The sequence below is a fragment of the Streptomyces sp. NPDC046712 genome (genome assembly GCF_040645695.1).
Classification (GTDB): Bacteria; Actinomycetota; Actinomycetes; order Streptomycetales; family Streptomycetaceae; genus Streptomyces.
In genome coordinates, this window is the sequence record NZ_JBEYYW010000001.1 from 131326 (window position 1) to 153923 (window position 22598).

The window sequence follows — 22598 nt, forward strand, 5'->3', positions numbered from 1 at the left end:
CTCCAGAGGGTGGCTGGTCGGCGTTCATGATGACCGACCAGTCGGTATGTCGTCCAGGGCTCGGGAGGGAAAGCGGTGTCGTCGGTCTGGCCACCGGTCCAGCTCGTGAATATGGTTCACATATGAATCCAGAGCTGCTCGTCGAGGAAGTCCGGCTGACCCCGATCCTGATCTCCGACCCCCCTCTGCTCAACACCCAGGGCGTCCATCAGCCCCTCACGCCCCGGCTCGTGGTCGAAGTGGTCACGCGGGGCGGGGTCACCGGCCTCGGTGAGACCTACGGCGATACGAAGTACCTGGGGCTCGCCCGGCCGCTGGCCGAAGCGCTGCCCGGCCGTGCGGTCACGGACGTGAACGGCCTGTTCTCGCTGGCCGCGCAGGTGTGCGGCGACTCACTGGGCGTCGACGAGCGGGTCGACGCGGGCGGGCTGCGCGGGGTGCAGACCGCCGACAAGCTCCGCCTCTCCGTCGTCTCCGCTTTCGAGGTCGCCTGCCTGGACGCCCTCGGCAAGACCCTGGGCCTGCCCGTCCACGCCCTGCTCGGCGGCAAGGTCCGCGACTCCGTCGAGTACAGCGCGTATCTCTTCTACAAGTTCGACGGGACGGACGACTGGGGAGCGGCCCTCGACCCGGCGGGGATCGTCGAGCAGGCCCGTCGCTTCGACCGGACGTACGGCTTCCGCTCCTTCAAGCTCAAGGGCGGAGTCTTCCCGCCCGAGCAGGAGATCGCCGCGATCCGGGCCCTCGCCGAGGAGTTCCCCGGCCGGCCGCTCCGCCTCGACCCGAACGGGGCCTGGTCCGTGGAGACCGCGCTGGAGGTGGCGCGGGAGCTGAAGGACGTCCTGGAATACCTGGAGGACCCGGCGACCGGCACGGACGCCATGGCCGACATCGCCGCCCGGACGGACGTACCGCTCGCGACGAACATGTGCGTCACGACCTTCGAGGAGGTCCCGGAGGCCTTCGCCCGCGACGCGGTACGGATCGTGCTCTGCGACCACCACTACTGGGGCGGCCTGCACCGCACCCGTGAGCTCGCCGCGCTCTGCCGCACCTACGGCGTCGGGCTCTCCATGCACTCCAACACGCACCTCGGCATCAGCCTCGCCGCCATGACCCACGTCGCCGCGACCCTGCCGCACCTCGACCACGCCTGCGACACCCACTACCCCTGGCAGACCGAGGACGTCGTCACCACCCGCCCCGACTTCCGGGCCGGCCGCCTCACGGTCTCCGACGCCCCGGGCCTCGGCGTCGAACTGGACCGCGACGCCCTGACGGCCCTGCACCGCCGCTGGCTCGACGACGACGGCACCCTCCGGGACCGCGACGACGCGGCGGCGCTGCGCAGGCTACGGTCCTAGGTGGTGTCTCGCGGGCATGCGTTCCGCTACGCGTGGCACGCCACCGGGACGCCCCCGTTCATCGCCGCCATGTCGCCGAAGACCGCCGCCGCGTCCAGTGGCGAGCCCTCCGGGAGGCCGTCCAGCTCCGCGTACGCCCGGTGCAGGTTCGCCACCAGCCGCTCGCTCTCCCGCCACGCCCCGAACTCCCCGAGGTCCGCCGTGCGGGCCGTCTCCAGCGGGGTCGCGCCCTTCGCGTGGCCCTCGCGCGCCAGCTCGGCGACCCAGCGCAGGTAGCGCTCCGTCGCGTCGTACGCCGACGGGTCGGTGACCCGGCCGTGTCCGGGCACCACCGTCGGCGCGTCCAGCGAGCGCAGCATGTCCAACGCCCGCAGCGAACCCGCCAGCGAGCCCATCGGCAGGAACGGCGTCCCGCCGTGGAAGACCAGATCCCCGGTGAAGACGACGCCCTGCTCCGGGAGATGGACGATCGAGTCGCCCGTCGTGTGCGCGGGCCCCGGGTGCAGCACGCGTACCTCCAGGTCACCCACGTACAGCGTCAGCCGCTCGCCGTACGAGAGCGAGGGCGGCGTCACCTCGATCTCGCCGAAGTCGGTCTGCGGCCACAGCAGATGGAGCTGACGCCCGGCCGCGAGCTGCTCGGCCCGGCAGTTGTCGTGCCCGACGATCCGCGCCTCCGGCAGGAAGACCCCGTTGCCGTACGTGTGGTCGCCGTGGTGGTGCGTGGAGACGATCGTGCGGGGGAGCGGCAACCCCTCCGCGAGGACCGCCTCGCGCAGCAGCCGCGCCCGCCGCTCCGTCGCGGCCGTGTCCACGAGCAGGCTCTCGTGGGCGTCGCCGACGAAGCCGGCGTTGTTCAGGCACCAGCCGCCGTCGGGCTGGACGAAGGCGTGCACCCGCGGCGCGAGCGCGACGACATACGGGTCGGTGACGGACAAGGCGTTCCCCTGGACGAGAAAGACGAGAGCCCAACTGACAGGTGGAAGACTGCCAGTTGGGCCCCGTCCGGGGAAAGCTCGGCGGCCGTGGGGTCAGTGGTCGTCCCAGTGGTTGCCGTGCTCCGCGTGACGGTGCCCGTCGTGTACGTAGTCGATGTGGTCGCCGTGCGTGACGGCGGTGTGTCCGCAGTCCGGCCCGTGCGTGTGGTCGGGGTGGGTGTGCTGGATGTGGTCGGTGGGTTCGCACTCGTCCCAGTGCCCGGCGTGTTCACGGTGCAGGTGCCCGTCGTGGGCGTAGTCGACATGGTCACGGTGCGTGACGGCGGTGTGCCCGCACGACGGGCCGTGGGTGTGCGCGTGGGTGGGGTGCTCGTGATGGAGAACGGTCATGACCATCGCCTCTGTGAGGGGGTGTGACCACCTCAGATTAGTCCTAAATGTCCACCTCGTCCTTGTCCTGTCCCGGGGCTTCGGCAAACGCGTCGCCGTACTCGGCGGACCACCGCCCCAGCGCCTCGACGGGTCCTGGGAGAGAACACCGCCCGGAGGAATCCGGCTTGCGGGGCGCGGGGGGCGACGTGATCGTTCGGGGTATGAAGGCGATCAGCTACAGCCGGTACGGCGGACCCGAGGTGCTCGAGTACGGCGAGCGGCCCGACCCGAAGGTCGGCCCCGACGACGTCCTCGTGAAGGTACGGGCCGCCGCCGTGAACCCGGTCGACTGGAAGGCTCAGGCCGGCTACCTGGACGGGATGATGGACGCCGTCTTCCCGGTCATCCCCGGCTGGGACGTCTCCGGGGTCGTCGTCCAGCCCGGAGTGTCCGTCACCGAGTTCACCGTCGGCGACGAGGTCATGGGCTACGTCCGCGAGGACTTCCTCTCCCGCGGCACCTTCGCCGAGTACGTCGCGGCCCCCGTCCGCACCCTCGCCCGCAAGCCGCGCACCTTGGGCTTCGAGGAGTCCGCCGCCCTTCCGCTGGCCGGGCTCACCGCCTACCAGGTGCTCCACCAGGCCCTCGCCGTCCGGTCCGGGGAGACGGTCCTGGTGCACGCGGCGGCGGGCGGCGTCGGTTCCATGGCCGTCCAGATCGCCCGCCACCTCGGCTGCCGGGTGATCGGCGCGTCGCGCGAGGGGGGCCAGGAGCACATCAAGGAGCTGGGCGCCGAGCCGGTCCTGTACGACGAGCACACCTTCGCCGCGCAGGTCCGCGAACTGGCGCCGGACGGGGTGGACGCGGCGTTCGACACCATCGGCGGCCCGTTCCTCAAGATCACCGCGGATGTGCTGGCTCCCGAGGGCCGCCTCGCGTCGATCGCCGACGGCGAGGTCATCAGCCTCGGCGGTCGCTACTTCTGGGTCCGCCCCGACCCCGATGACCTGGCCGCGCTCGCCGGCCTCGTCGAGGAGGGCGTGCTGTCCGTACGGGTCGCGCGGACCTTCCCGCTGGAACAGGCGGCCGACGCGCAGCGCGCGAACGCCGAGGGCGGCCTGAACGGCAAGGTCGTGGTCACGGTGGAGTGGCCGGACTAGGGGGTGTCGCCCCCTGGGGCCCGTTCGGCGGATCAAGGTCGGACAGGCCTCGACCCCGCCCCGCGTCGCCGACCGCCCGGTCAGAGCACCACCGCGACCGCGAACGCCGCCAGCGCGACCGTGCAGGCCGTCGCCAGCAGTGCGCCCCGGTGCGAGAACGGCCCCGGCCGCGCCGCGTCCAGGGCGTGGATGCGCCGGTGGGCGACGGCGAGGAACGCCACCCACACCAGCGCCGTCAGCGCGGCGCCCGCGATCCCGGCCGCCGTGATCTCGTCCCGGATCGCCGACTTCGCGGCGAGCACGGCCACGACCGTGCAGGTCAGCGTCGTCCGCCGCCACGCCAGCCGTGTCCGCTCCGGCTGCAGCCCCGGATCCCGCGTCGACGTCGCTCGCTGCGTCACCGCCCGGCCCAGCCGAAGACGATGACCACCACCATCGCCAGCGCCACCACGGCCACCGCGAGACTCAGCACCGTCGGGAACCGGGACACCGGCAGGTCCTCGCCGCGCCGCATCGCCCGCTCGCACCGGACCCAGTGGTTCACCGCCCGCAGCGCACACAGCACACCCGCGCCGAGCAGCGCCAGCGCGAGCCCGACCCGTACCCCCCAGCGCAGATCCGGCAGGAACTGGTCGACGGCGAAACCGCCGCCGACGAGCGCCAGTGCGGTCCGGATCCAGGCGAGGAAGGTGCGCTCGTTGGCGAGCGAGAACCGGTAGTCCGGAGTCTCGCCCTCGTCCCGGATCCGCTGCGGCGCGAACCACAGCCGCAGACTCTGCACGAAGTCACTCACCCGGGCACCTTAACCGCGGCGCGCGCGCAGTCGTTCGTAGGCGGCCCGGCCGTCCGGGACCCACTCCCACTCCCCGAGCCGCGCGACCACCTCCGCCTCGGGCAGGAAGGCGTACCAGGCGACCTCCTCCACCTGAGGGTTCACCGGCAGCTCGCAGCGCACCTCGTACACGGCCGACCACCACTTCCCGGCGACGCCTCCGGAGTCGTGCAGGAAGCGGAACAGAGGCTCGGGGCGCGGCAGCCCGGAGACCCCCAGCTCCTCCTCGGCCTCGCGCAGCGCCGCGTCGTCGTAGCTCTCGCCCGCGCCGACGACCCCGCCGACGAACATGTCGTAGAGGGAGGGGTAGACCAGCTTCGTCGGCGTGCGCCGGTGCACGAAGATCCGGTCCTCGGCGTCACGTACCTGGATGAACGTGCAGCGATGGATCAGGCCCCGCGCGTACACCTCGGCGCGCGGGGCCTGTCCGATGACCTCGTCGTTCTCGTCGACGACGTCCAGGATCTCTTCGGCGGGGTTCATGCCCCCCATCAGATCACCGACTCGCGACTCACTGACCCATGACGTACTTCACCGTCGGACCGGTCGTCCAGCCGCCGTCCACGGCCAGCTCCGCGCCCGTCACGTACGAGGCCGCGTCCGACAGCAGGAAGACGACGGCGCCCGCGATCTCGGGAGCCTCGCCGACCCGGCCCATCGGGGTGTTCGGGTACTTGCCCTCGCCGCGCTCGATGCCGACGGCGGCGGTCATCGGGGTGTACGTCATGCCGGGGTGGACCGAGTTCACGCGGATCCCGGCCGTGCCCAGCTCCACCGCGCCGATCTTCGTCAGCCCCCGCACGCCCCACTTGGAGGCGCCGTAGCCCGCGGTCAGCGCGAGACCCATCAGACCGGCCGCCGAGGAGATGTTGACGATCGACCCGCCGCCGGCCTCCTTCATCGCCGGGATCGCGGCCTTCATGCCGATGAAGACGCCGGTCAGATTGATGTCGAGCACCCGGCGGAAGTGCTCGACGGACTCGGTCTCGAGGAAGGCGCCGGTGGCTATCCCGGCGTTGTTCACCAGACCGTGCAGACCGCCGAACTCGGCGACCGCGTACGCCACGGCCGCGGCCCACTCCTCCTCGGAGGTGACGTCGTGGTGGAGGAAGCGCGCCCGCTCGCCCAGCCCGGCCGCGGTCGCCTTGCCCTCGTCGTCCAGTACGTCGGTGATCACGACGTTCGCCCCGGCGGCGACGGCCTGCCGCGCGGCCTCGGCGCCCAGGCCGCGGGCGCCTCCGCTGATGAGGACGGTCTTGCCGGTGAGGTCGTTCATGAAATGTCCTTTCGGGTCGCGGGCGTGGGGGCCTGCAGCAGGGCGGTGGTGGTCTCGACGAGGTCGGCGAGGAAGAGCGCCTCGCTCGTGAGCGGTTCGGTGCCGTCGAGGTACTGCCGGGCGCGGTCGGCCAGGGCCGCGCCGACGACGGTGAGCGCCAGATCGAGGCGCTCCAGACGCAGCGGCTCGGGCAGGCCGGTCAGACAGGCCTCGATCCGCTCGATCAGCCGCCAGTAGACGGTGCCGTCGAGCGTGGGATGGGGGGTGCGGGTGCGGACGCCGCTCTCATGGCTGAGCTGGGCGGAGATCCGCAGGCAGCGCAGGCCGCGCTCGGTGCGCAGTTCGCTCGCCTCGGCGGTGACCAGGGCACGGATCAGCGCGCGCGGTTCGTCGGAGGCCGCGGAGAGGAGCGGGGTGAGGACCTTCTCCGTACGGAGCTGGCGGCCGGCCATCACCGCGTCGAGGAGGCCGCCGCGCGAGCCGAAGTGGTACTGCACGGCCGAGGGGTTGCTCTGGCCGGCCAGGGCGACGATGTCGCGGAGCTGGGCGCCGTCGACGCCCTGGGCGGCGAAGATCTCTTCCGCCGCGCGGATCAGCTTGTCCCGGGTCTCGGGCCCCGATGTTCTCGCCATGCCTCCATATTAATGCTCGACATTAGAAACCAGGAGAGGCAATGCGATGGGTCCGGACTGTTGACTCGATACATTCGTGTATCCAATATTCGGTCCATGTCGTACGACGCTGATGTGATCGTGATCGGAGCCGGCCTCGCCGGGCTCGTCGCCACCGCCGAACTCGTGGAGGCGGGCCGGAGCGTGATCCTGCTCGACCAGGAGCCGGAGCAGTCCCTCGGTGGCCAGGCCCACTGGTCCTTCGGCGGGCTGTTCCTCGTGGACTCGCCCGAGCAGCGCCGGATGCGGATCAAGGACAGCCACGAGCTCGCACTCCAGGACTGGCTCGGCACCGCCGGGTTCGACCGCAAGGAGGACCACTGGCCGCGGCGCTGGGCGGAGGCGTACGTCGACTTCGCCGCGGGCGAGAAGCGCAGCTGGCTGCACTCGCGCGGAGTGCGGTTCTTCCCGGTCGTCGGCTGGGCGGAGCGCGGCGGCTACGACGCGACCGGGCACGGCAACTCGGTGCCCCGCTTCCACATCACCTGGGGCACAGGACCCGGCCTCGTCGCTCCCTTCGAGCAGCGGGTCCGCGAAGGCGTCGCCCGGGGCCTCGTCACGTTCCGCTTCCGCCACCGGGTCACCGGCCTCGGCCGCACGGCGGGCGCCGTGGACACCGTGACCGGGGAGATCCTGGAGCCGTCCGGGGTGGAGCGCGGGGAGGCGAGCAGCCGGGGGGTCACCGGTACCTTCGAACTCCGGGCCCAGGCGGTCGTCGTCACCTCCGGCGGCATCGGCGGCAACCACGACCTCGTACGCAAGCAGTGGCCGGACCGGCTTGGCACCCCGCCCGCGAAGCTGCTCTCCGGCGTCCCCGCCCATGTGGACGGGCTGATGCTGGGCATCACCGAGGCGGCCGGGGCCCACCACATCAACCGCGACCGGATGTGGCACTACACCGAGGGCATCGAGAACTGGAACCCGATCTGGGCCAAGCACGGCATCCGCATCCTGCCCGGCCCGTCCTCGCTCTGGCTGGACGCCCGCGGCCGCCGGCTGCCCGTCCCGCTCTTCCCCGGCTTCGACACGCTCGGCACGCTCGAGCACATCATGCGGACCGGGTACGACCACACCTGGTTCGTGCTCGACCAGCGCATCATCGGCAAGGAGTTCGCCCTCTCGGGCTCCGAGCAGAACCCCGACCTCACCGGCAAGTCGATCCGGGACGTGATCGGCCGGGCCCGCGCGGACGTGCCGGGACCGGTGAAGGCGTTCATGGACCACGGCGTCGACTTCGTCGTGGAGAAGGACCTGCCCGCCCTCGTCCGGGGCATGAACGCGCTGACCGACGAGCCGCTGATCGACGAGGCGGAGCTGCGCCGCGAAATCACCGCCCGGGACCGGGAGATCGCCAACCCCTTCACCAAGGACCTCCAGGTCACGGCGATCCGGGGCGCCCGAAAGTACCTCGGCGACAAGCTGATCCGTACGGCGTCCCCGCACCGCATCCTGGACCCGAAGGCCGGTCCGCTGATCGCCGTGCGCCTCAACATCCTCACCCGGAAGTCGCTCGGCGGCCTGGAGACGGACCTTTCGTCGCGGGTGCTCACGGAGGGCGGCGAGGTACTGGAAGGGGTGTACGCGGCGGGCGAGGCGGCCGGGTTCGGCGGCGGAGGCGTCCACGGCTACCGGTCCCTGGAAGGCACCTTCCTCGGCGGCTGCATCTTCTCGGGCCGCGCGGCGGGCCGGGCGGCGGCGAAAGCGGTGGGTTAGGACGACGGCGCACAGGCGGCGGGCCGCCCGGCCCCGACCGACGCGCCGCCGTCCCGTCTTCGGCCGAACCGCCCCGCTGTCCCGGCCTCGACCGACGGCCCCCGCCGCCGGGTCCCGGCCCCGACCGACGCGCCCGCCGCCGCGTCCCGGCTCAGCCGAGGCGTCGTACGACCTCGAACCGCTCGGCGACCGCCATCGTCGCGTCGGTCACGGTGAACTCCGGGTCGCCGAGGAACTCCCGCATCTCGGCGCCGTGCCAGAACCGTTCGTGGGACGCCCGCCACTCCGCGACCGTCGTGTACCCCTCGCCCTCGTCGATGGCGAACTGGAGGTCGATCTCCCCGACGGGCAGGACCCGTACCTCCGTGGTCTCCACCACCGCCACCGGCCGCTCCTCGGAGTCGATGAGCGCCCAGCGCTCGCCGACGCGCGGCAGCTCCTCGCCCTCGACCTCGAACGCCACCATCAGACCCGTCGTCGAGGTCTTCTCGCCCGACAGGACGGCGGCCACCAACTGGTCGCGCAGCGGCCCGGGAAAGGCCAGCGCCAACGGCTTGAGGGACTCGGGGTCCTCGCTCCGCGCCACGTACTCCGTCTGTTCCATGCCCTGTTCCATGCCCGGCAGTCTGGCACGGCCTCCACGCACCGGACCGGGCCCGGAACGCCTGAACGGCGTCCGGACCCGGTCCGGTTGGAGCGTGCGGAAGGCCGCGGCTACAGCACGAGCGACAGCAGCAGGACGAACACGAGGCCGACGACCGAGATGATCGTCTCCATCACCGACCAGGTCTTGATCGTCTGGCCGACGTTCATCCCGAAGTACTCCTTCACCAGCCAGAACCCGGCGTCGTTGACATGGCTGAAGAAGAGCGAACCGGCACCGATCGCAAGGACCAGGAGGGCCGTCTCGCTCGTGCCCATGCCCTCGGCGAGCGGGGCCACCAGGCCGGCCGCCGAGATCGTCGCCACGGTCGCCGAACCGGTCGCGAGCCGGATCGCCACGGCGATCAGCCAGGCGAGCAGCAGGGCCGGGATCGACCAGTTCTTGGAGAAGTCCAGGATCATCTGGCCCACGCCGACGTCGATCAGCGTCTGCTTGAAGCCGCCGCCCGCGCCGACGATCAGGAGCACGCCCGCGATCGGGGCGAGGGACTTCTCGACGGTCGAGGAGAGCCGCTGCTTGGTGAAGCCGGCGGCGCGGCCCAGCGTGAACATGCCGACGAGCACGGCCGCGAGCAGCGCGATCAGCGGGGAGCCGATGACGTCGGTGACCTTCTGCAGGCCGTTCTCCGGGTTGTCCACGACGATGTCGACCAGCGCCTTGACCAGCATCAGGACGACGGGCAGCAGGACGGTCGCGACCGTGGCGCCGAAGCCGGGGCGCTTCTCCAGGTCTTCGGAGGGACGCGCCGGAATCATGTTCTCCGGGGCCGGGATGTCCACCCAGCGGGCGGCGTACCGGGAGAACAGCGGACCGGCGATGATCACGGTCGGTATGGCGACCAGGACACCCAGGGCGAGCGTGACACCCAGGTTGGCGCCCAGCGCGTCGATGGCGACCAGCGGGCCGGGGTGCGGCGGGATCAGTCCGTGCATGACCGACAGTCCGGCCAGGGCCGGGACGCCGATCCGCATCAGCGAGTAGTTGCCGCGCTTGGCGACGAGCAGGACGACCGGGATCAGCAGCACGATGCCGACCTCGAAGAAGAGGGGCAGGCCGATGACAGAGGCGATCAGCACCATCGCCCAGGGCATCGCCCGCCCGCTCGCCTTGGCCAGGATCGTGTCGACGATCTGGTCCGCGCCGCCGGAGTCGGCGAGCAGCTTGCCGAGGATCGCGCCGAGCGCGATCAGCACACCCACGCCGGCGACGGTCTTGCCGAGGCCGGCCGTGAAGGAGTCGATGGTCGCCGCGAGCGGGGCCCCGGCGAACGCGCCCAGTGCCAGCGACCCGATGGTCAGCGCCAGGAAGGCGTGCAGCTTGTACTTGGTGATGAGCAGGACGATGACGGCGATGCCCGCGAGCACGGCGATGCCGAGCTGGGCGTTGCCGGCCGAGGTGATCGGCTCGACGGCGTCCGCTGCCAGCATCTCGACGCTGAGACTGGTCACGCTGATTCCTTAGAGGACGGGTGGGGGCAGGAAGGGGAACGGGGAAAGCTGTGCGTACGGGTGGGTCCGTACGAGATCAGTGGGCGAGCCCGCGCAGCGCGGCGACGGCCCGCGCGGCGATCTCCTCGGGGGAGCCGGTGACATCGACGGCGACGCCCGCCTCGTCCTCCTGCAGCGGCTGCAGGGTGGAGAACTGCGAATCGAGCAGCGCGGTCGGCATGAAGTGGCCCTTGCGCTCGGACATCCGCCGCTCGATCAGCTCGCGGGCGCCGGTCAGATGGAGGAAGACCACGCCCGGGGCTGCCGTCCGGAGCCGGTCCCGGTAGATCCGCTTCAGCGCGGAGCTGCTCACCACCCCGCCCCGGCCCTCCCGGCCGTGCGCCCACTGCCCGATCGCGTCGAGCCAGGGGCCGCGGTCCGCGTCGTCCAGCGGGATGCCGGCCGACATCTTGGCGACGTTCGCCGCGGGGTGGAAGTCGTCGCCCTCGGCATAGGGGACGCCGAGCGCGTCCGCGACCAGCGGACCGATGGTCGTCTTGCCGGTGCCGGCGACGCCCATCACGACGACGACCCGGGGGACCGTCGGGGAGGTGGTGCTCATGGGTGGTGCCTCGCTGTCTTCATCGACATCGATCTCGCGATTCCGTCGCGCTCATGAAACCCATTGGGTACGACGTATTCAAGAGCCTGTGACATTAAAGTCATACTTTTTGTTCGGGATCTTGGTCGCCCCGTAGGCTGACCCCCATGACGACACCGGGCCAGGGGCTCCATCCGCACGTCCTCGCCACCCTGGGTCTCGCGATCACCGCGGGGGAGTACCCGCCCGGCAGCGTGCTGCGCACCGACGAGCTCGCCCAACGCTTCGACGTCTCCCGGACGGTGGTGCGCGAGGTCGTCCGCGTCCTGGAGTCCATGCACCTGGTCGAGTCCCGGCGCCGCGTCGGCGTGATCGTCCTGCCCACGGCGCAGTGGAACGTCTACGACCCCCAGGTCATCCGCTGGCGCCTGGCCGGTGCCGACCGCCCCCGCCAGCTGCGCTCGCTCACCGTGCTGCGCTCCGCCGTCGAACCGGTCGCGGCCGGACTCGCCGCCGTCCACGCCACACCCGAGCAGTGCCGGGAGCTGACCGAGCAGGCGCTCGGCATGGTCGCCACCTCGCGCGGCCGGCAGCTGGAGGCGTACCTCGTCCACGACATCGCCTTCCACCGGGTCGTCCTGAACGCCTCCGGCAACGAGATGTTCGCCCGGCTCGGCGACGTGGTCGCCGAGGTGCTCACCGGCCGTACGCACCACCAGGTGATGTTCGAGGACCCCGACCCGGCCGCCGTCACCCTCCACGTCCAGGTCGCCGAGGCGGTACGGGAGAAGGACGCGGCCCGCGCCGAGGAACTCACCCGCCAGATCGCGGTCGGCGCGCTCAAGGAACTGGATGTTCTCGCGCCGTAAAACCTTCCGATCCCAGGCGTTCGCCTCGGAGGAACCTCAGAAGTAGCTCAATTATGGGCGTTCAGTGACATTGGCCACTGCCGAAATCCCGCCGTGCCGTGACGATGTGCGCTGGCCGCGTGAGCCGTGGACGACCTCCATGCGCGCGCGGCCGGGTACCGCACAGACCCTCCCCCTCACGAAGGCGAACAACTCCATGAGTGACCGCACCCTCCCTGCGGCCGACACGCTGTCCGCCACGCCACCGGCGACGGCATCCGGAGCGTCACCCCACGTAGACGCCGGTGACGCCGGGTACCGCAAGGACCTGAAGTCCCGGCACATCAACATGATCGCCATCGGCGGCGCGATCGGCACCGGCCTCTTCCTCGGCGCCGGTGGCCGCATGGCCAACGCCGGACCGTCCCTCTTCATCGCCTACGCGGTGTGCGGCGTCTTCGCCTTCTTCGTGGTGCGGGCCCTCGGCGAGCTGGTCCTCTACCGCCCCTCCTCCGGCGCGTTCGTCTCGTACGCCCGTGAGTTCATGGGCGAGAAGGGTGCCTACACGGCCGGCTGGCTCTACTTCCTCAACTGGTCGACCACCGCCATCGCCGACATCACCGCGGCCGCGACCTACGCCCACTTCTGGGCCATGTTCAGCGACGTCCCGCAGTGGATCCTCGCCCTGATCGCCCTCGCGGTCGTCCTCGCCGCCAACCTCATCTCGGTGAAGTACTTCGGCGAGATGGAGTTCTGGTTCGCGATCATCAAGGTCGGCGCCCTCGTCGCCTTCATGCTGATCGGCATCTTCCTGGTCGTGACCTCGCACGACATCGGCGGCCACACCCCGGGCCTGTCCACCATCACCGACAACGGCGGCATCTTCCCCAGCGGTGTCATGCCGATGCTGCTGCTGATCCAGGGTGTCGTCTTCGCCTACGCCTCCGTCGAGCTGTGCGGCGTCGCCGCCGGTGAGACCGAGAACCCCGAGAAGATCATGCCGCGGGCCATCAACTCGATCATGTGGCGCGTCGGCCTCTTCTACGTCGGCTCCGTCGTCCTGCTCGCGCTGCTGCTCCCGTACACCGCGTACTCCGGCGACCAGAGCCCCTTCGTCACGGTCTTCGACAAGCTGGGCATCCCCGGCGCCGCGGGCGTGATGAACCTGGTCGTCCTGACCGCCGCGCTCTCCAGCCTCAACTCGGGTCTCTACTCGACCGGCCGGATCCTGCGCTCCATGTCGCTGGCGGGCTCCGCGCCCAAGTTCACCGGCGTCATGAACAAGGGCGGTGTCCCCTACGGCGGCATCCTGCTCACGGCCGCCTTCGGTGTCGTCGGTGTCGGCCTGAACTACGTCATGCCCGGCGACGCCTTCGAGCTCGTGCTGAACTTCGCCTCCATCGGCATCATCGGCACCTGGGCCATGATCATGGTCTGCTCGCTGCTGTTCGTGAACCGCTCCAAGGACGGCCGGGTCACCCGCCCCGGCTACCAGCTGCCCTGGGCCCCGTACACCCAGATCGTCACGCTGGTCTTCCTCGGCTCGGTCCTGGTCCTGATGTGGATGGACGGCGGCATCAGCCGCACCACGGTGAACTGCCTCCCGCTCATCGCGGCCGCGCTGGTCGGCGGCTGGTTCCTGGTCCGCAAGCGGGTCCGCGCGACCGCCGCCACGTACAAGGACTGACGTACCAGGACCGAGGTCCACGGACCGACGTACGAGGACGGAAGCCCTTCCCGTACCCCCCCACGGGTGGAGACCCCCGCAGGTGCGAACCTGCGGGGGTCTCGCCCTTTGTCAGGAGATAGTGGTACCCAAGAGCCTTACAGAGGAAGGGAAGTGCCCGATGGCGCAGCAGGTGCAGGGGGTCATCGCCCCCGGCAGGAACGAGCCCGTACGGGTCGAGACGATCGTCGTCCCCGACCCGGGACCGGGCGAGGCCGTGGTGAAGATCCAGGCGTGCGGGGTCTGCCACACCGATCTCCACTACAAACAGGGCGGCATCAACGACGACTTCCCCTTCCTCCTCGGCCACGAGGCGGCGGGCATCGTCGAGTCCGTCGGCGCGGGTGTCACCGACGTGGCCCCCGGTGACTTCGTGATCCTCAACTGGCGTGCCGTGTGCGGCGCCTGCCGCGCCTGCCTGCGGGGCCGCCCGCAGTACTGCTTCGCCACCCACAACGCCGAGCAGAAGATGACGCTGGCCTCCACCGGCCAGGAACTCTCCCCGGCCCTCGGTATCGGCGCCTTCGCCGAGAAGACCCTCGTCGCCGCCGGCCAGTGCACCAAGGTCGACCCGTCCGTCGCCCCCGAGGTCGCCGGGCTCCTCGGCTGCGGAGTGATGGCCGGCATCGGCGCCGCGATCAACACCGGCAACGTCGGCCGGGGCGACACCGTCGCCGTCATCGGCTGCGGCGGCGTCGGCGACGCGGCCGTCGTCGGGTCCCGCCTCGCCGGCGCGGCGAAGATCATCGCCGTCGACATCGACGACCGCAAGCTGGAGACCGCACGGGCGATGGGCGCCACCCACACCGTCAACTCCCGCACCACCGACCCCGTCGAGGCCATCCGGGAGCTCACCGGCGGTTTCGGAGCCGATGTCGTCATCGAGGCCGTCGGCCGCCCGGAGACGTACAAGCAGGCGTTCTACGCCCGCGACCTCGCCGGAACCGTCGTCCTCGTCGGTGTCCCCACCCCCGAGATGACGCTCGAACTCCCGCTCCTGGACGTCTTCGGCCGCGGCGGTGCGCTGAAGTCCTCCTGGTACGGCGACTGTCTGCCCTCCCGGGACTTCCCCATGCTCATCGACCTGCACCAGCAGGGTCGCATCGACCTCGCCGCCTTCGTCACCGAGACCATCGGCCTCGGCGACGTCGAGAAGGCCTTCGCGCGGATGCACGAGGGCGACGTCCTGCGCTCGGTGGTGGTCCTCTGATGACGACCCGTATCGACCACCTGGTCACCTCCGGCACGTTCAGCCTCGACGGCGGCACCTGGGACGTCGACAACAACGTCTGGATCGTGGGCGACGACTCGGAGGCGATCGTCATCGACGCCGCCCACGACGCCCCCGCCATCCTCGCCGCGCTCGACGGCCGGACGCTGCGCGCGATCGTCTGCACCCACGCCCACAACGACCACATCGACGCGGCCCCGGCCCTCGCCGCGGCCACCGGCGCCCGGATCCTGCTCCACCCCGCCGACCAGCCGCTGTGGAAGCAGACCCACCCCGACCACACCCCCGACGGCGAACTCGCCGACGGCCAGACCCTGACCATCGCGGGTACGGACCTCAAGGTCCTGCACACCCCCGGTCACGCCCCGGGCGCCGTCTGCCTGTACGCGCCCGACCTGGGCACGGTCTTCACCGGCGACACCCTCTTCCAGGGCGGCCCCGGCGCGACGGGCCGGTCCTTCTCCGACTTCCCCACGATCGTCGACTCGATCCGCGACCGGCTGCTGACCCTCCCGCCGGAGACGGTCGTCCGCACCGGCCACGGCGACACCACCACCGTCGGAGCCGAGGCCCCGCACCTCCAGGAGTGGATCAACCGAGGCCACTGAGCCGCAGCCGGCTCTCGAACCTCCTCGGTACGCCCGAGACCGGGTCGGTGAACTCCAGCGTCCGCGCGAGCAGTTGCAGCGGACGCGAGAAGTCCTCCGGCCCGTCCTCGCGCACCACGGGATAGACCGGATCGTGCAGGATCGGCAGCCTCAGGGCGTTCATGTGCACCCGCAGCTGATGGGTGCGCCCGGTCGCGGGAAGCAGCCGGTAGCGTCCGAGCCCCGCCCGGTGCTCGACCAGCTCGATCCGGCTCTCGCTGTTCGGCTCGCCCGGCTCCTCCCGGGCGGCCATCACCCCCCGCTCCTTCACGATCCGGCTCCGCACGGTCACCGGCAGCGCCACCGCCGGGTCGTACGGCGCCACCGCCTCGTACTCCTTGCCGACCAGCCGGTCCCGGAACAGGGTCTGGTACGCCCCCCGGTCCCCGGGCCGTACGACGCACAGCACCAGGCCGGCCGTCAGCCGGTCGAGCCGGTGCGCGGGCTGCAACTCGGGCAGCCCCAGCTCCCGCCGCAGCCGGGCGAGGGCAGTCTCGGTCACATGCCGGCCGCGCGGCATCGTCGCCAGGAAGTGCGGCTTGTCGACGACCACGATCCGCTCGTCCCGGTACACGACCCCGATCTCGAAGGGCACCCGCTCCTCGGCCGGAAAGTCCCGGTGGAACCAGAGATACTGCCCGGCGGTGTACGGCTCCTCCCCGTCCACCGGCCCGTCCGTGCCCACGAACCGCCCGCCGGCGAGCATCTCCTCGATCCGAGCGACCCCGACGGCACCCCCGAAGCGGCCCCGCAGATGGTCCCCGAGGGTCGCCCACGCACCGCCGGGATCCGCCGGCAGCCGCACCCGCACCGGATCGATCCCGTCGCGCTGGGGGAGCGGCGCCGCCGGAGCCTTCGTTCTGCGTCTCACCGCACCACGGTAACCACCCCTCTACGCCTCCCTACGCCCGCGGCCGCGCACCCGCCTCGGTCGAACCGCGTAGAGCGTGCGAGTCTTCACGCCGTGTAGCGACCCCCGCGCGCACGGGCGCACCACCTCGACGGCACTCGCGCCCTGCGGCCGGAACGCCGAAGTCCCCGTCGAGAAGATCTCGACGGGGACTTCGTGTGGTGTCCGAGGGGGGACTTGAACCCCCACGCCCGATAAAGGGCACTAGCACCTCAAGCTAGCGCGTCTGCCATTCCGCCACCCGGACAAGGTGTCTGTCTTTCCGGCCGCTCGGCCGTTCCGACGTGGAAAACCATAGCAAACATTCGGGGTGGCCGATCACCACCCCTGCTCCGGCCGGAACCGTGTGACAGCGGCATGTCGGCCGACGGCCGCCCTTGGGTCCCGGGGGCCCGGCACGGGAGGATGGGGGCGACCACCAGCAAGCACGTGGGGCACGTAGTGGGAGGAAGCAGCGTGAGCGAGTCGAACACGGCCCGGAGCGTCACCGGCGAGGACGAGGTCGTCGACCTCTGTCGCGACCTCATCCGCATCGACACCAGCAACTACGGCGACCACTCCGGCCCCGGCGAGCGGAAGGCGGCGGAGTACGTCGCCGAGAAGCTCGCGGAGGTCGGACTCGAGCCGAAGATCATCGAGTCGCACAAGGGGCGGGCCTCCACCGTCGCCCGTATCGAGGGCGAGGACCCCTCCCGGCCGGCCCTGCTCATCCACGGCCACACCGACGTCGTGCCGGCCAACGCCGAGGACTGGACCCACCACCCGTTCTCGGGCGAGGTCGCCGACGGCTGTGTCTGGGGCCGGGGCGCGGTCGACATGAAGGACATGGACGCGATGACCCTCGCGGTCGTACGGGACCGGATGCGCAGCGGCCGCAAGCCCCCGCGCGACATCGTCCTCGCGTTCCTCGCCGACGAGGAGGCGGGCGGCACCTACGGCGCCCGGCACCTGGTCGACAAGCACCGGGACCTCTTCGACGGGGTGACGGAGGCGATCGGCGAGGTCGGCGGCTTCTCCTTCACCGTCAACGAGAACCTGCGGCTCTACCTGGTCGAGACGGCCCAGAAGGGCATGCACTGGATGCGGCTGACCGTCGAGGGCACGGCAGGCCACGGCTCGATGACCAACAACGACAACGCGATCACCGAGCTCTGCGAGGCCGTCGGCCGTCTCGGCCGCCACCAGTGGCCGGTGCGGATGACCAAGACCGTACGGTCCTTCCTGGACGAGCTCTCGGACGCCCTGGGCACCCCGCTCGACCCGGAGGACATGGAGGCCACGCTCGCCAAGCTCGGCGGCATCGCCAAGATGATCGGCGCCACCCTGCGCAACTCCGCCGCCCCGACGATGCTCGGCGCCGGGTACAAGGTGAACGTCATCCCGGGCCAGGCCACGGCGCACGTCGACGGACGGTTCCTGCCCGGTTACGAGGAGGAGTTCCTGGCCGACCTCGACCGGATCCTCGGGCCGCGGGTCAAGCGCGAGGACGTGCACGGGGACAAGGCCCTGGAGACCAGCTTCGACGGCGACCTCGTCGACGCGATGCAGCTGGCCCTCAAGGCGGAGGACCCGATCGCCCGCGCCGTGCCGTACATGCTCTCCGGCGGGACCGACGCCAAGTCCTTCGACGACCTCGGCATCCGCTGCTTCGGCTTCGCGCCGCTCCAGCTGCCGCCGGAGCTGGACTTCGCCGGGATGTTCCACGGTGTGGACGAGCGGGTGCCGGTGGATGGACTGAAGTTCGGCGTCCGTGTTCTCGACCGCTTCATCGACGCCTCCTGAGCGTCGTTCCTGCTCGGTCGCGCCTCTCGGTAATCGGCCGCGTGTGCGTGTGTGACCGGAAAGAGTGAATGCACTCATAGGTTCGTAGCCACATAACTTCCCCCTCGTTACAGGTGATGCGGTCCGCGGCTGGGACCGCATTTGCCAACAAGGAGGAATAATGATCAAGAAGGTCGTCGCTGCTGCGGCTGCCACCGGCGGTCTCGTTCTCGCGGGTGCGGGCATGGCCGTTGCCGATGCGGGAGCCCAGGGTGCCGCTGTGCACTCCCCCGGCGTGCTCTCGGGCAATGTCGTCCAGGTGCCGGTTCACATCCCCGTGAACGTGTGCGGCAACACGGTCTCCGTGATCGGGCTGCTGAACCCCGCCTTCGGCAACACCTGTGTCAACGCCTGACGTTGTGCCTCGACCCGTGAGGGTCTGAGCCGGTCCGGCCCCGGAGTGCGTGCCATGCACTCCGGGGCCGGTGGCCATTTCCGCCCCGGGCGTGGCGCCCGGTGGCCCTCTTCTGAAGCTCAGAAGGCAGAAGCCGAGAAGGCAGGGAACAACTATGCGACAGGTCACGCGCAAGGGCCTGATCACCATTGCGGCCGCGGGCGGCGTACTCGCCCTCGGTGGTGGTTATGCGAATGCGGATTCGGGTGCGAACGGTACGGCCTCGAATTCCCCGGGCGTCGCGTCCGGAAATTCCGTCCAGGTGCCGGTTCACGTCCCCGTGAACGCCTGCGGAAACACCGTCAGTGTCGTCGGGTTGATCAACCCGGCGTTCGGCAACAAGTGCGCCAATGTCTCCAAGCCGGGCGGCCGCGGCTCCTCGGCCGAGGGCGGCACCAGCAACTCCCCGGGCGTCGGCTCGGGCAACAACGTGCAGGTGCCGATCGACGCCCCCGTGAACGCCTGCGGGAACAGCGTCTCGGTCATCGGCGCCATCAACCCGGCGTTCGGCAACGAGTGCGGCAACGGCGTCGAGCCGACCCACCCGGGTCACCCGGGCGAGCCGGGGAACCCGGGCAACCCCGGGAACCCTGGAAATCCGGGCAACCCCGGGAACCCCGGTAACCCGGGCAACCCCGGTAACCCGGGCACGCCCGGCAACCCCGGGACCCCGGGCGGCCCCGGTGACTCGGGCGAGCACGGCGGCCCCGGCACGCCGAACGGACCGAACACACCCGGTGCGCACACGATCACGCAGACCGACGGGACCGAGGAGCTCGCGGAGACGGGCTCCGGTCCGCTCGGGGTGATCGTCCCGGCCGGCGCGGGCCTGCTGCTCGCGGGCGCGGTTCTCTACCGCCGCGCCCGTCAGACCGCGTAGGACGGCGCGCAACACACAGGGGCCCCGCACCGCGGGGCCCCTTCTCCGTCACCAGGTGGCGCGGACCTGACGGATGATGCGCCGGCGCAGCCGCACCCTGCGGCTGCCGTCCCGGTGCAGGCTCAGTCGGTCCAACTCCCAGTGCCCGTACTCGGCATGGTCGGTCAGAAGCCGCGTCGCCTCCTTGCGGGAGACGCCGCGCGGCACGTACACGTCGACAAATTCGTATTCCGGCATCGCATCTATTGTGCGGGCACAGGCCCGGTACGGATAGCGTGCGTCCCATGTCTGATGCTGCGCAGCCCACCGCTGCCGAGGTACGTGCCGCCGCCGAGGCGGTCAAAGCCGCACTGGACCGTCACCTCGCGGCGGTCGAACGCCGCTCGGGGGACGACGACCCGGCCGTCTACGAAGCCTTCAACGCCCTCGCCGCGGCGGCCGAGGCGTACGACGAGCGGCTCTACGACCGGTACGACGAGGTCACCCCCTTCGAGATCCCGGGCGCCGACGACTCGCTGCCGCCGTACGCCGGTCCCGAGGAGCCGCACGCCCTCAGCGTGCTGATCCGTCGCGACTACGCGGTGGTGGAGCCACAGCGACTGCTCGCCCAGGCCCAGCGCATCACCGATCTGGAGAGCGACGAGGAGGGCCCGGAGAACGCCCCCGTCGTCGGCGCCAGTACGCACGCGGCGCTCGGCGTGCTCTTCGGTGAGTACGAACCGGACGAAATCGCCTCACGTCACAAGGAGTTCGGCCTGGAGGAGGGCGACTCCACCCTCTGGGTCTCGGCTGCTGAGGAGCTGCCGGAGCCGGGGGAGTGGCTGAACGCCCCCTTTGAGCAGGCCGATCCCGAGCGGATCGTCTGCCGTTTCGACGTCAGCGCGGTCTTCGACGACGAACTCGACGACGGTCCGGAGCAGCAGGACGCCTGAGGCGTACGACGGAGGGCGGGACACCGTGTGGGTGCCCCGCCCTCCGTCGTACTCCGCCTCGCGCCGGGTCATTCCTCCCCGACGGCCAGGAGAGCCTCCAGGAGCGGCCGCAGCCGGGTCGTACGGTCCTGGGACGCCCCTTCGGCCACGGCGCGGGGCAGCGCCTGGTCCACGCCGTGGACCACCGACAGATGGCGCTCCCCACGGCCGAAGGCCGTGTAGACCCAGGCCCGGCTCAGCCCCTGGGCGGCATCGCCGGGCAGGACCACCACCGCGGCGGGCCAGCGCATGCCGGCCGCCTGGTGCGCGGTGAGCGCCCAGCCGTGCCGCAGCGCCGACTCCACCCGCTCCTTCGGTACGACGAGCTTCTCGCCCTCGCACTCCAGCCACAGGCCCTCGGCGTCGGCCGAGACGACCGTGCCGGTCACCGTGCGCCCCGGGGCCGGGACGTACGCCACCCGGTCGCCCGGGTCGAAGCCGCCGAAGCGCCCGGGGCCCGGGTTGAGCCGCTGCTTCAGCGCCGCGTTCAGCGCGCGGGTGCCCGCCGAGCCGCCGTGGCCGACCGTGATCACCTGGGTCTGCTCGGCCGGCACGCCGATCGCCCGCGGAACGGAGTCGGCGACCAGCTGAACGGACCGGTGCACGGCCTCGCCCGCGTCCCGGACCGGGACGATCACGACCTCCTTGCCGGGCGCGTCCACCTGGTTCAGCTCGCCGATGCCGATGCCCGAGACGAGCTCGCCGATCGGGCCGGGATCGGGGACGCGGGACGCGACCTGCGGGCACACGCGGGCCGCCAGCACATCGCCGAACACCCGGCCGGCACCCGCGGAGCCGAGGACACCGGGGTCGCCGCTCAGCACCAGACGGCACCCGTCCGGCAGCGACTCCACGAGCATCGCGGCGGTCTCGACGTCCAGCTGTGGCGCGTCGAGCACGATCAGCAGGTCCAGGGCGAGGGCGCCCTCCTCGTCCCGGCCGGGTCCGGCCGCGCCCGACAGCAGGGCGGCGACGGTGAGTGCCTGCGCGCCGAGGCGACGGACGCCGTTCTCGCTGTGCGCCGCCACGGCAACGCGCAGCCCCCGCTCCCGGGCGGCCTCGGCGAGCGCGACCGGCTCGCGGCGGGCCGCCTCACCGCCGGTGTGCGCGACGAGCCCATGGGCTCCGGCGGCGCGGACCAGCTCGGGCCCGTCCCAGGTGTCGGCGGTGACCGTCTTGGCCAGCCGGGCGAGGCCGTCGGCCAGGCTCTCCTCGGCGAGGGCGTACCGGTCGAGCCCGAGCAGGACCGGGACGTCGGGGGCCTCCAGCGCGGATGCCTGCTCTTCCTCGGTGTCCTCCTCGGCGGCCTGGGCGTCCTCCTCCTGGAAGACCAGCACCGCGCCCTCGGAGATCGCCTGCTGGACGGCCTCGTCCGGGTCCGGAACCGACAGCTTGGCGAGACCGGCCCGCACGGCCGTCTCCTCCAGGGCGGTGTGCCCCTTCAGCGCGGCCCGCTCGAGCAGCCAGGCGACCAGGGCGACGGCCCGGCGTGGATCGCCGGGGCCGCACTCCGCGCCGAGCAGGGCCCGCGCGAAGCCGTCCGCGTGCTCGGGCTGCACCCCCGGCACCGCGAGCAGCTGCCAGGGGTCCTCGCGCAGCGCCTCGGCGGCGCCCTCGCCGAGCACGGTGGCGACCTGCCCGGTCAGCGACTCCGGCGCACCCCCGCGCGCCAGGACCTCTCGCACGGCCGTCAGCGTCTCCGGGGCGGCTGCCGCCTTCTCGACCGGGGCCGGGCGGACCGTCATGGCAGGCTCGGCCGCGGGGGCGGGGCGCCGGGGCCCGGGCTCGGGCGCCTCCAGGAGCGCGCTGCCCGACGTCGTACCGCTCTCCACGGCCCGCACCGCCGCGAGCAGATCGGCCGCCTTGCCGCTGAGCTTGGTGCCCGCCTCGATGGGGCCTTCCTTCTCGGCCTTGCGCTGCTCGATCCTGGCCCGCAGCTCGCGCTGCGCGGCGAGCTCCGCCTGCGCCTCGGAGACCTCGGCAGCCTTGTCGCCGCCGTCGGCGGACGTGGCGCCGGCGTCAGGTGCACCGTCGGTCCCCGTGGCCTCGTCGGCCGCGTCGTCGCCGTCGGTCTCCGCCGGCGCGTCGCCGGAGACCACATGGTCCGCGGCGGCGTCGGCGCCCGCCGCGGGGCGATCCGTCGTGGCCTCGT

At 71.5% G+C, this 22598-nt stretch carries 24 protein-coding genes and 1 tRNA gene; 11 read left to right on the forward strand and 14 right to left on the reverse strand.

Annotation, left to right across the window (positions count from 1 at the left end):
- The first annotated feature begins 122 nt into the window (after nt 1-122).
- Nucleotides 123-1364, forward strand: coding sequence for a glucarate dehydratase family protein (locus tag ABZ939_RS00610; RefSeq protein WP_361847061.1), 1242 nt, complete (start codon nt 123-125; stop codon nt 1362-1364).
- Between the two features lie 26 nt (nt 1365-1390).
- On the opposite strand, the gene ABZ939_RS00615 is transcribed toward ABZ939_RS00610, so the two are convergent.
- Nucleotides 1391-2302 (reverse strand): MBL fold metallo-hydrolase, encoded by a 912-nt coding sequence (locus ABZ939_RS00615; RefSeq protein WP_361847064.1) that lies wholly within the window; start codon nt 2300-2302, stop codon nt 1391-1393.
- A 93-nt stretch (nt 2303-2395) separates the two neighbouring features.
- Nucleotides 2396-2692 carry a hypothetical protein gene (locus tag ABZ939_RS00620; RefSeq protein WP_361847067.1) on the reverse strand — a complete coding sequence of 99 codons (297 nt, stop codon included), beginning with the start codon at nt 2690-2692 and terminating at the stop codon, nt 2396-2398.
- A gap of 203 nt (nt 2693-2895) precedes the next feature.
- Here ABZ939_RS00620 and ABZ939_RS00625 point away from each other — a divergent pair, with 203 nt between their 5' ends.
- On the forward strand, nt 2896-3834 hold the full coding sequence (locus ABZ939_RS00625; protein ID WP_361847070.1) for an NADP-dependent oxidoreductase: 939 nt from the start codon (nt 2896-2898) through the stop codon (nt 3832-3834).
- 80 nt (nt 3835-3914) lie between these two features.
- On the opposite strand, the gene ABZ939_RS00630 is transcribed toward ABZ939_RS00625, so the two are convergent.
- Genes ABZ939_RS00630 through ABZ939_RS00650 form a run of 5 tightly spaced genes read right to left on the reverse strand, consistent with a single transcriptional unit; the run spans nt 3915 to nt 6574 of the window.
- The gene (locus tag ABZ939_RS00630) at nt 3915-4235 is read right to left on the reverse strand and encodes a DUF202 domain-containing protein (RefSeq protein ID WP_361847073.1); all 321 of its coding nucleotides are present in this window, start codon (nt 4233-4235) and stop codon (nt 3915-3917) included.
- On the reverse strand, nt 4232-4627 hold the full coding sequence (locus ABZ939_RS00635) for a DUF202 domain-containing protein (RefSeq protein WP_355116201.1): 396 nt from the start codon (nt 4625-4627) through the stop codon (nt 4232-4234). Before ABZ939_RS00635 ends, ABZ939_RS00630 begins: the two co-directional genes overlap by 4 nt.
- Before the next feature lie 9 nt (nt 4628-4636).
- Nucleotides 4637-5149: an NUDIX domain-containing protein gene (locus ABZ939_RS00640; RefSeq protein WP_361847077.1), complete on the reverse strand. Its 513-nt coding sequence runs from the start codon at nt 5147-5149 to the stop codon at nt 4637-4639.
- 28 nt (nt 5150-5177) lie between these two features.
- Nucleotides 5178-5942 carry a glucose 1-dehydrogenase gene (locus ABZ939_RS00645; protein ID WP_361847080.1) on the reverse strand — a complete coding sequence of 255 codons (765 nt, stop codon included), beginning with the start codon at nt 5940-5942 and terminating at the stop codon, nt 5178-5180.
- Nucleotides 5939-6574, reverse strand: a complete 636-nt coding sequence (locus ABZ939_RS00650; RefSeq protein WP_361847083.1) for a TetR family transcriptional regulator — start codon at nt 6572-6574, stop codon at nt 5939-5941. Before ABZ939_RS00650 ends, ABZ939_RS00645 begins: the two co-directional genes overlap by 4 nt.
- Before the next feature lie 96 nt (nt 6575-6670).
- Here ABZ939_RS00650 and ABZ939_RS00655 point away from each other — a divergent pair, with 96 nt between their 5' ends.
- Nucleotides 6671-8326: an FAD-binding dehydrogenase gene (locus ABZ939_RS00655; protein WP_361847086.1), complete on the forward strand. Its 1656-nt coding sequence runs from the start codon at nt 6671-6673 to the stop codon at nt 8324-8326.
- Nucleotides 8327-8477: 151 nt separating this feature from the next.
- On the opposite strand, the gene ABZ939_RS00660 is transcribed toward ABZ939_RS00655, so the two are convergent.
- From ABZ939_RS00660 to ABZ939_RS00670, 3 genes are all read right to left on the reverse strand, one after another.
- Nucleotides 8478-8930 (reverse strand): ASCH domain-containing protein, encoded by a 453-nt coding sequence (locus ABZ939_RS00660; protein WP_361847089.1) that lies wholly within the window; start codon nt 8928-8930, stop codon nt 8478-8480.
- Between the two features lie 110 nt (nt 8931-9040).
- On the reverse strand, nt 9041-10438 hold the full coding sequence (locus ABZ939_RS00665; protein WP_361847092.1) for a gluconate:H+ symporter: 1398 nt from the start codon (nt 10436-10438) through the stop codon (nt 9041-9043).
- 76 nt (nt 10439-10514) lie between these two features.
- Complete coding sequence (locus ABZ939_RS00670; RefSeq protein ID WP_361847095.1) at nt 10515-11039, reverse strand: gluconokinase; 525 nt, start codon at nt 11037-11039, stop codon at nt 10515-10517.
- 146 nt (nt 11040-11185) lie between these two features.
- Here ABZ939_RS00670 and ABZ939_RS00675 point away from each other — a divergent pair, with 146 nt between their 5' ends.
- From ABZ939_RS00675 to ABZ939_RS00690, 4 genes are all read left to right on the forward strand, one after another.
- On the forward strand, nt 11186-11887 hold the full coding sequence (locus ABZ939_RS00675; RefSeq protein WP_361847098.1) for an FCD domain-containing protein: 702 nt from the start codon (nt 11186-11188) through the stop codon (nt 11885-11887).
- Nucleotides 11888-12083: 196 nt separating this feature from the next.
- Complete coding sequence (locus ABZ939_RS00680) at nt 12084-13553, forward strand: amino acid permease (RefSeq protein ID WP_361847101.1); 1470 nt, start codon at nt 12084-12086, stop codon at nt 13551-13553.
- Nucleotides 13554-13713: 160 nt separating this feature from the next.
- Complete coding sequence (locus ABZ939_RS00685) at nt 13714-14802, forward strand: S-(hydroxymethyl)mycothiol dehydrogenase (protein ID WP_361847104.1); 1089 nt, start codon at nt 13714-13716, stop codon at nt 14800-14802.
- Nucleotides 14802-15431: an MBL fold metallo-hydrolase gene (locus ABZ939_RS00690; protein WP_361847107.1), complete on the forward strand. Its 630-nt coding sequence runs from the start codon at nt 14802-14804 to the stop codon at nt 15429-15431. The genes ABZ939_RS00685 and ABZ939_RS00690 overlap by 1 nt, the downstream gene beginning before the upstream one ends.
- Here the strand turns inward: ABZ939_RS00690 and ABZ939_RS00695 are convergent.
- Nucleotides 15415-16341 (reverse strand): RluA family pseudouridine synthase, encoded by a 927-nt coding sequence (locus tag ABZ939_RS00695; RefSeq protein ID WP_361847109.1) that lies wholly within the window; start codon nt 16339-16341, stop codon nt 15415-15417. The two genes, ABZ939_RS00690 and ABZ939_RS00695, sit on opposite strands and share 17 nt — an antisense overlap.
- Before the next feature lie 198 nt (nt 16342-16539).
- A tRNA-Leu gene (locus ABZ939_RS00700) sits at nt 16540-16627 on the reverse strand.
- Nucleotides 16628-16836: 209 nt separating this feature from the next.
- On the opposite strand from ABZ939_RS00700, the gene ABZ939_RS00705 reads away from it, so the two are divergent.
- The 3 genes from ABZ939_RS00705 to ABZ939_RS00715 all read left to right on the forward strand — a co-directional run bounded on the left by ABZ939_RS00705 (nt 16837) and on the right by ABZ939_RS00715 (nt 19475).
- Nucleotides 16837-18162: a M20/M25/M40 family metallo-hydrolase gene (locus ABZ939_RS00705; RefSeq protein WP_361847112.1), complete on the forward strand. Its 1326-nt coding sequence runs from the start codon at nt 16837-16839 to the stop codon at nt 18160-18162.
- Between the two features lie 160 nt (nt 18163-18322).
- Entirely contained in the window at nt 18323-18556 is a 234-nt protein-coding gene (gene chpH, locus ABZ939_RS00710; RefSeq protein ID WP_361847115.1) for a chaplin ChpH, read from the forward strand.
- 154 nt (nt 18557-18710) lie between these two features.
- Complete coding sequence (locus tag ABZ939_RS00715; protein ID WP_361847118.1) at nt 18711-19475, forward strand: chaplin; 765 nt, start codon at nt 18711-18713, stop codon at nt 19473-19475.
- Between the two features lie 48 nt (nt 19476-19523).
- Here ABZ939_RS00715 and ABZ939_RS00720 read toward each other — a convergent pair whose 3' ends face one another.
- Nucleotides 19524-19712 carry a DUF5703 family protein gene (locus ABZ939_RS00720; RefSeq protein WP_005319466.1) on the reverse strand — a complete coding sequence of 63 codons (189 nt, stop codon included), beginning with the start codon at nt 19710-19712 and terminating at the stop codon, nt 19524-19526.
- Nucleotides 19713-19759: 47 nt separating this feature from the next.
- Here ABZ939_RS00720 and ABZ939_RS00725 point away from each other — a divergent pair, with 47 nt between their 5' ends.
- Entirely contained in the window at nt 19760-20407 is a 648-nt protein-coding gene (locus ABZ939_RS00725; protein WP_361847121.1) for a hypothetical protein, read from the forward strand.
- A gap of 68 nt (nt 20408-20475) precedes the next feature.
- Here the strand turns inward: ABZ939_RS00725 and ABZ939_RS00730 are convergent, their stop codons facing one another.
- On the reverse strand, nt 20476-22545 hold the full coding sequence (locus ABZ939_RS00730; RefSeq protein ID WP_361847930.1) for an ATP-dependent RecD-like DNA helicase: 2070 nt from the start codon (nt 22543-22545) through the stop codon (nt 20476-20478).
- Nucleotides 22546-22598: the final 53 nt, after the last annotated feature.

What these genes read in the sequence shown, in the direction of transcription:
- ABZ939_RS00610 (WP_361847061.1), top strand. Translation starts at nt 123, where the DNA reads ATGAATCCAGAGCTGCTCGTCGAGGAAGTCCGGCTGACCCCGATCCTG.
- ABZ939_RS00620 (WP_361847067.1), bottom strand. Translation starts at nt 2,692, where the DNA reads ATGACCGTTCTCCATCACGAGCACCCCACCCACGCGCACACCCACGGC.
- ABZ939_RS00625 (WP_361847070.1), top strand. Translation starts at nt 2,896, where the DNA reads ATGAAGGCGATCAGCTACAGCCGGTACGGCGGACCCGAGGTGCTCGAG.
- ABZ939_RS00640 (WP_361847077.1), bottom strand. Translation starts at nt 5,149, where the DNA reads ATGAACCCCGCCGAAGAGATCCTGGACGTCGTCGACGAGAACGACGAG.
- ABZ939_RS00645 (WP_361847080.1), bottom strand. Translation starts at nt 5,942, where the DNA reads ATGAACGACCTCACCGGCAAGACCGTCCTCATCAGCGGAGGCGCCCGC.
- ABZ939_RS00650 (WP_361847083.1), bottom strand. Translation starts at nt 6,574, where the DNA reads ATGGCGAGAACATCGGGGCCCGAGACCCGGGACAAGCTGATCCGCGCG.
- ABZ939_RS00655 (WP_361847086.1), top strand. Translation starts at nt 6,671, where the DNA reads ATGTCGTACGACGCTGATGTGATCGTGATCGGAGCCGGCCTCGCCGGG.
- ABZ939_RS00660 (WP_361847089.1), bottom strand. Translation starts at nt 8,930, where the DNA reads ATGGAACAGACGGAGTACGTGGCGCGGAGCGAGGACCCCGAGTCCCTC.
- ABZ939_RS00670 (WP_361847095.1), bottom strand. Translation starts at nt 11,039, where the DNA reads ATGAGCACCACCTCCCCGACGGTCCCCCGGGTCGTCGTCGTGATGGGC.
- ABZ939_RS00675 (WP_361847098.1), top strand. Translation starts at nt 11,186, where the DNA reads ATGACGACACCGGGCCAGGGGCTCCATCCGCACGTCCTCGCCACCCTG.
- ABZ939_RS00680 (WP_361847101.1), top strand. Translation starts at nt 12,084, where the DNA reads ATGAGTGACCGCACCCTCCCTGCGGCCGACACGCTGTCCGCCACGCCA.
- ABZ939_RS00685 (WP_361847104.1), top strand. Translation starts at nt 13,714, where the DNA reads ATGGCGCAGCAGGTGCAGGGGGTCATCGCCCCCGGCAGGAACGAGCCC.
- ABZ939_RS00690 (WP_361847107.1), top strand. Translation starts at nt 14,802, where the DNA reads ATGACGACCCGTATCGACCACCTGGTCACCTCCGGCACGTTCAGCCTC.
- chpH (WP_361847115.1), top strand. Translation starts at nt 18,323, where the DNA reads ATGATCAAGAAGGTCGTCGCTGCTGCGGCTGCCACCGGCGGTCTCGTT.
- ABZ939_RS00715 (WP_361847118.1), top strand. Translation starts at nt 18,711, where the DNA reads ATGCGACAGGTCACGCGCAAGGGCCTGATCACCATTGCGGCCGCGGGC.
- ABZ939_RS00720 (WP_005319466.1), bottom strand. Translation starts at nt 19,712, where the DNA reads ATGCCGGAATACGAATTTGTCGACGTGTACGTGCCGCGCGGCGTCTCC.
- ABZ939_RS00725 (WP_361847121.1), top strand. Translation starts at nt 19,760, where the DNA reads ATGTCTGATGCTGCGCAGCCCACCGCTGCCGAGGTACGTGCCGCCGCC.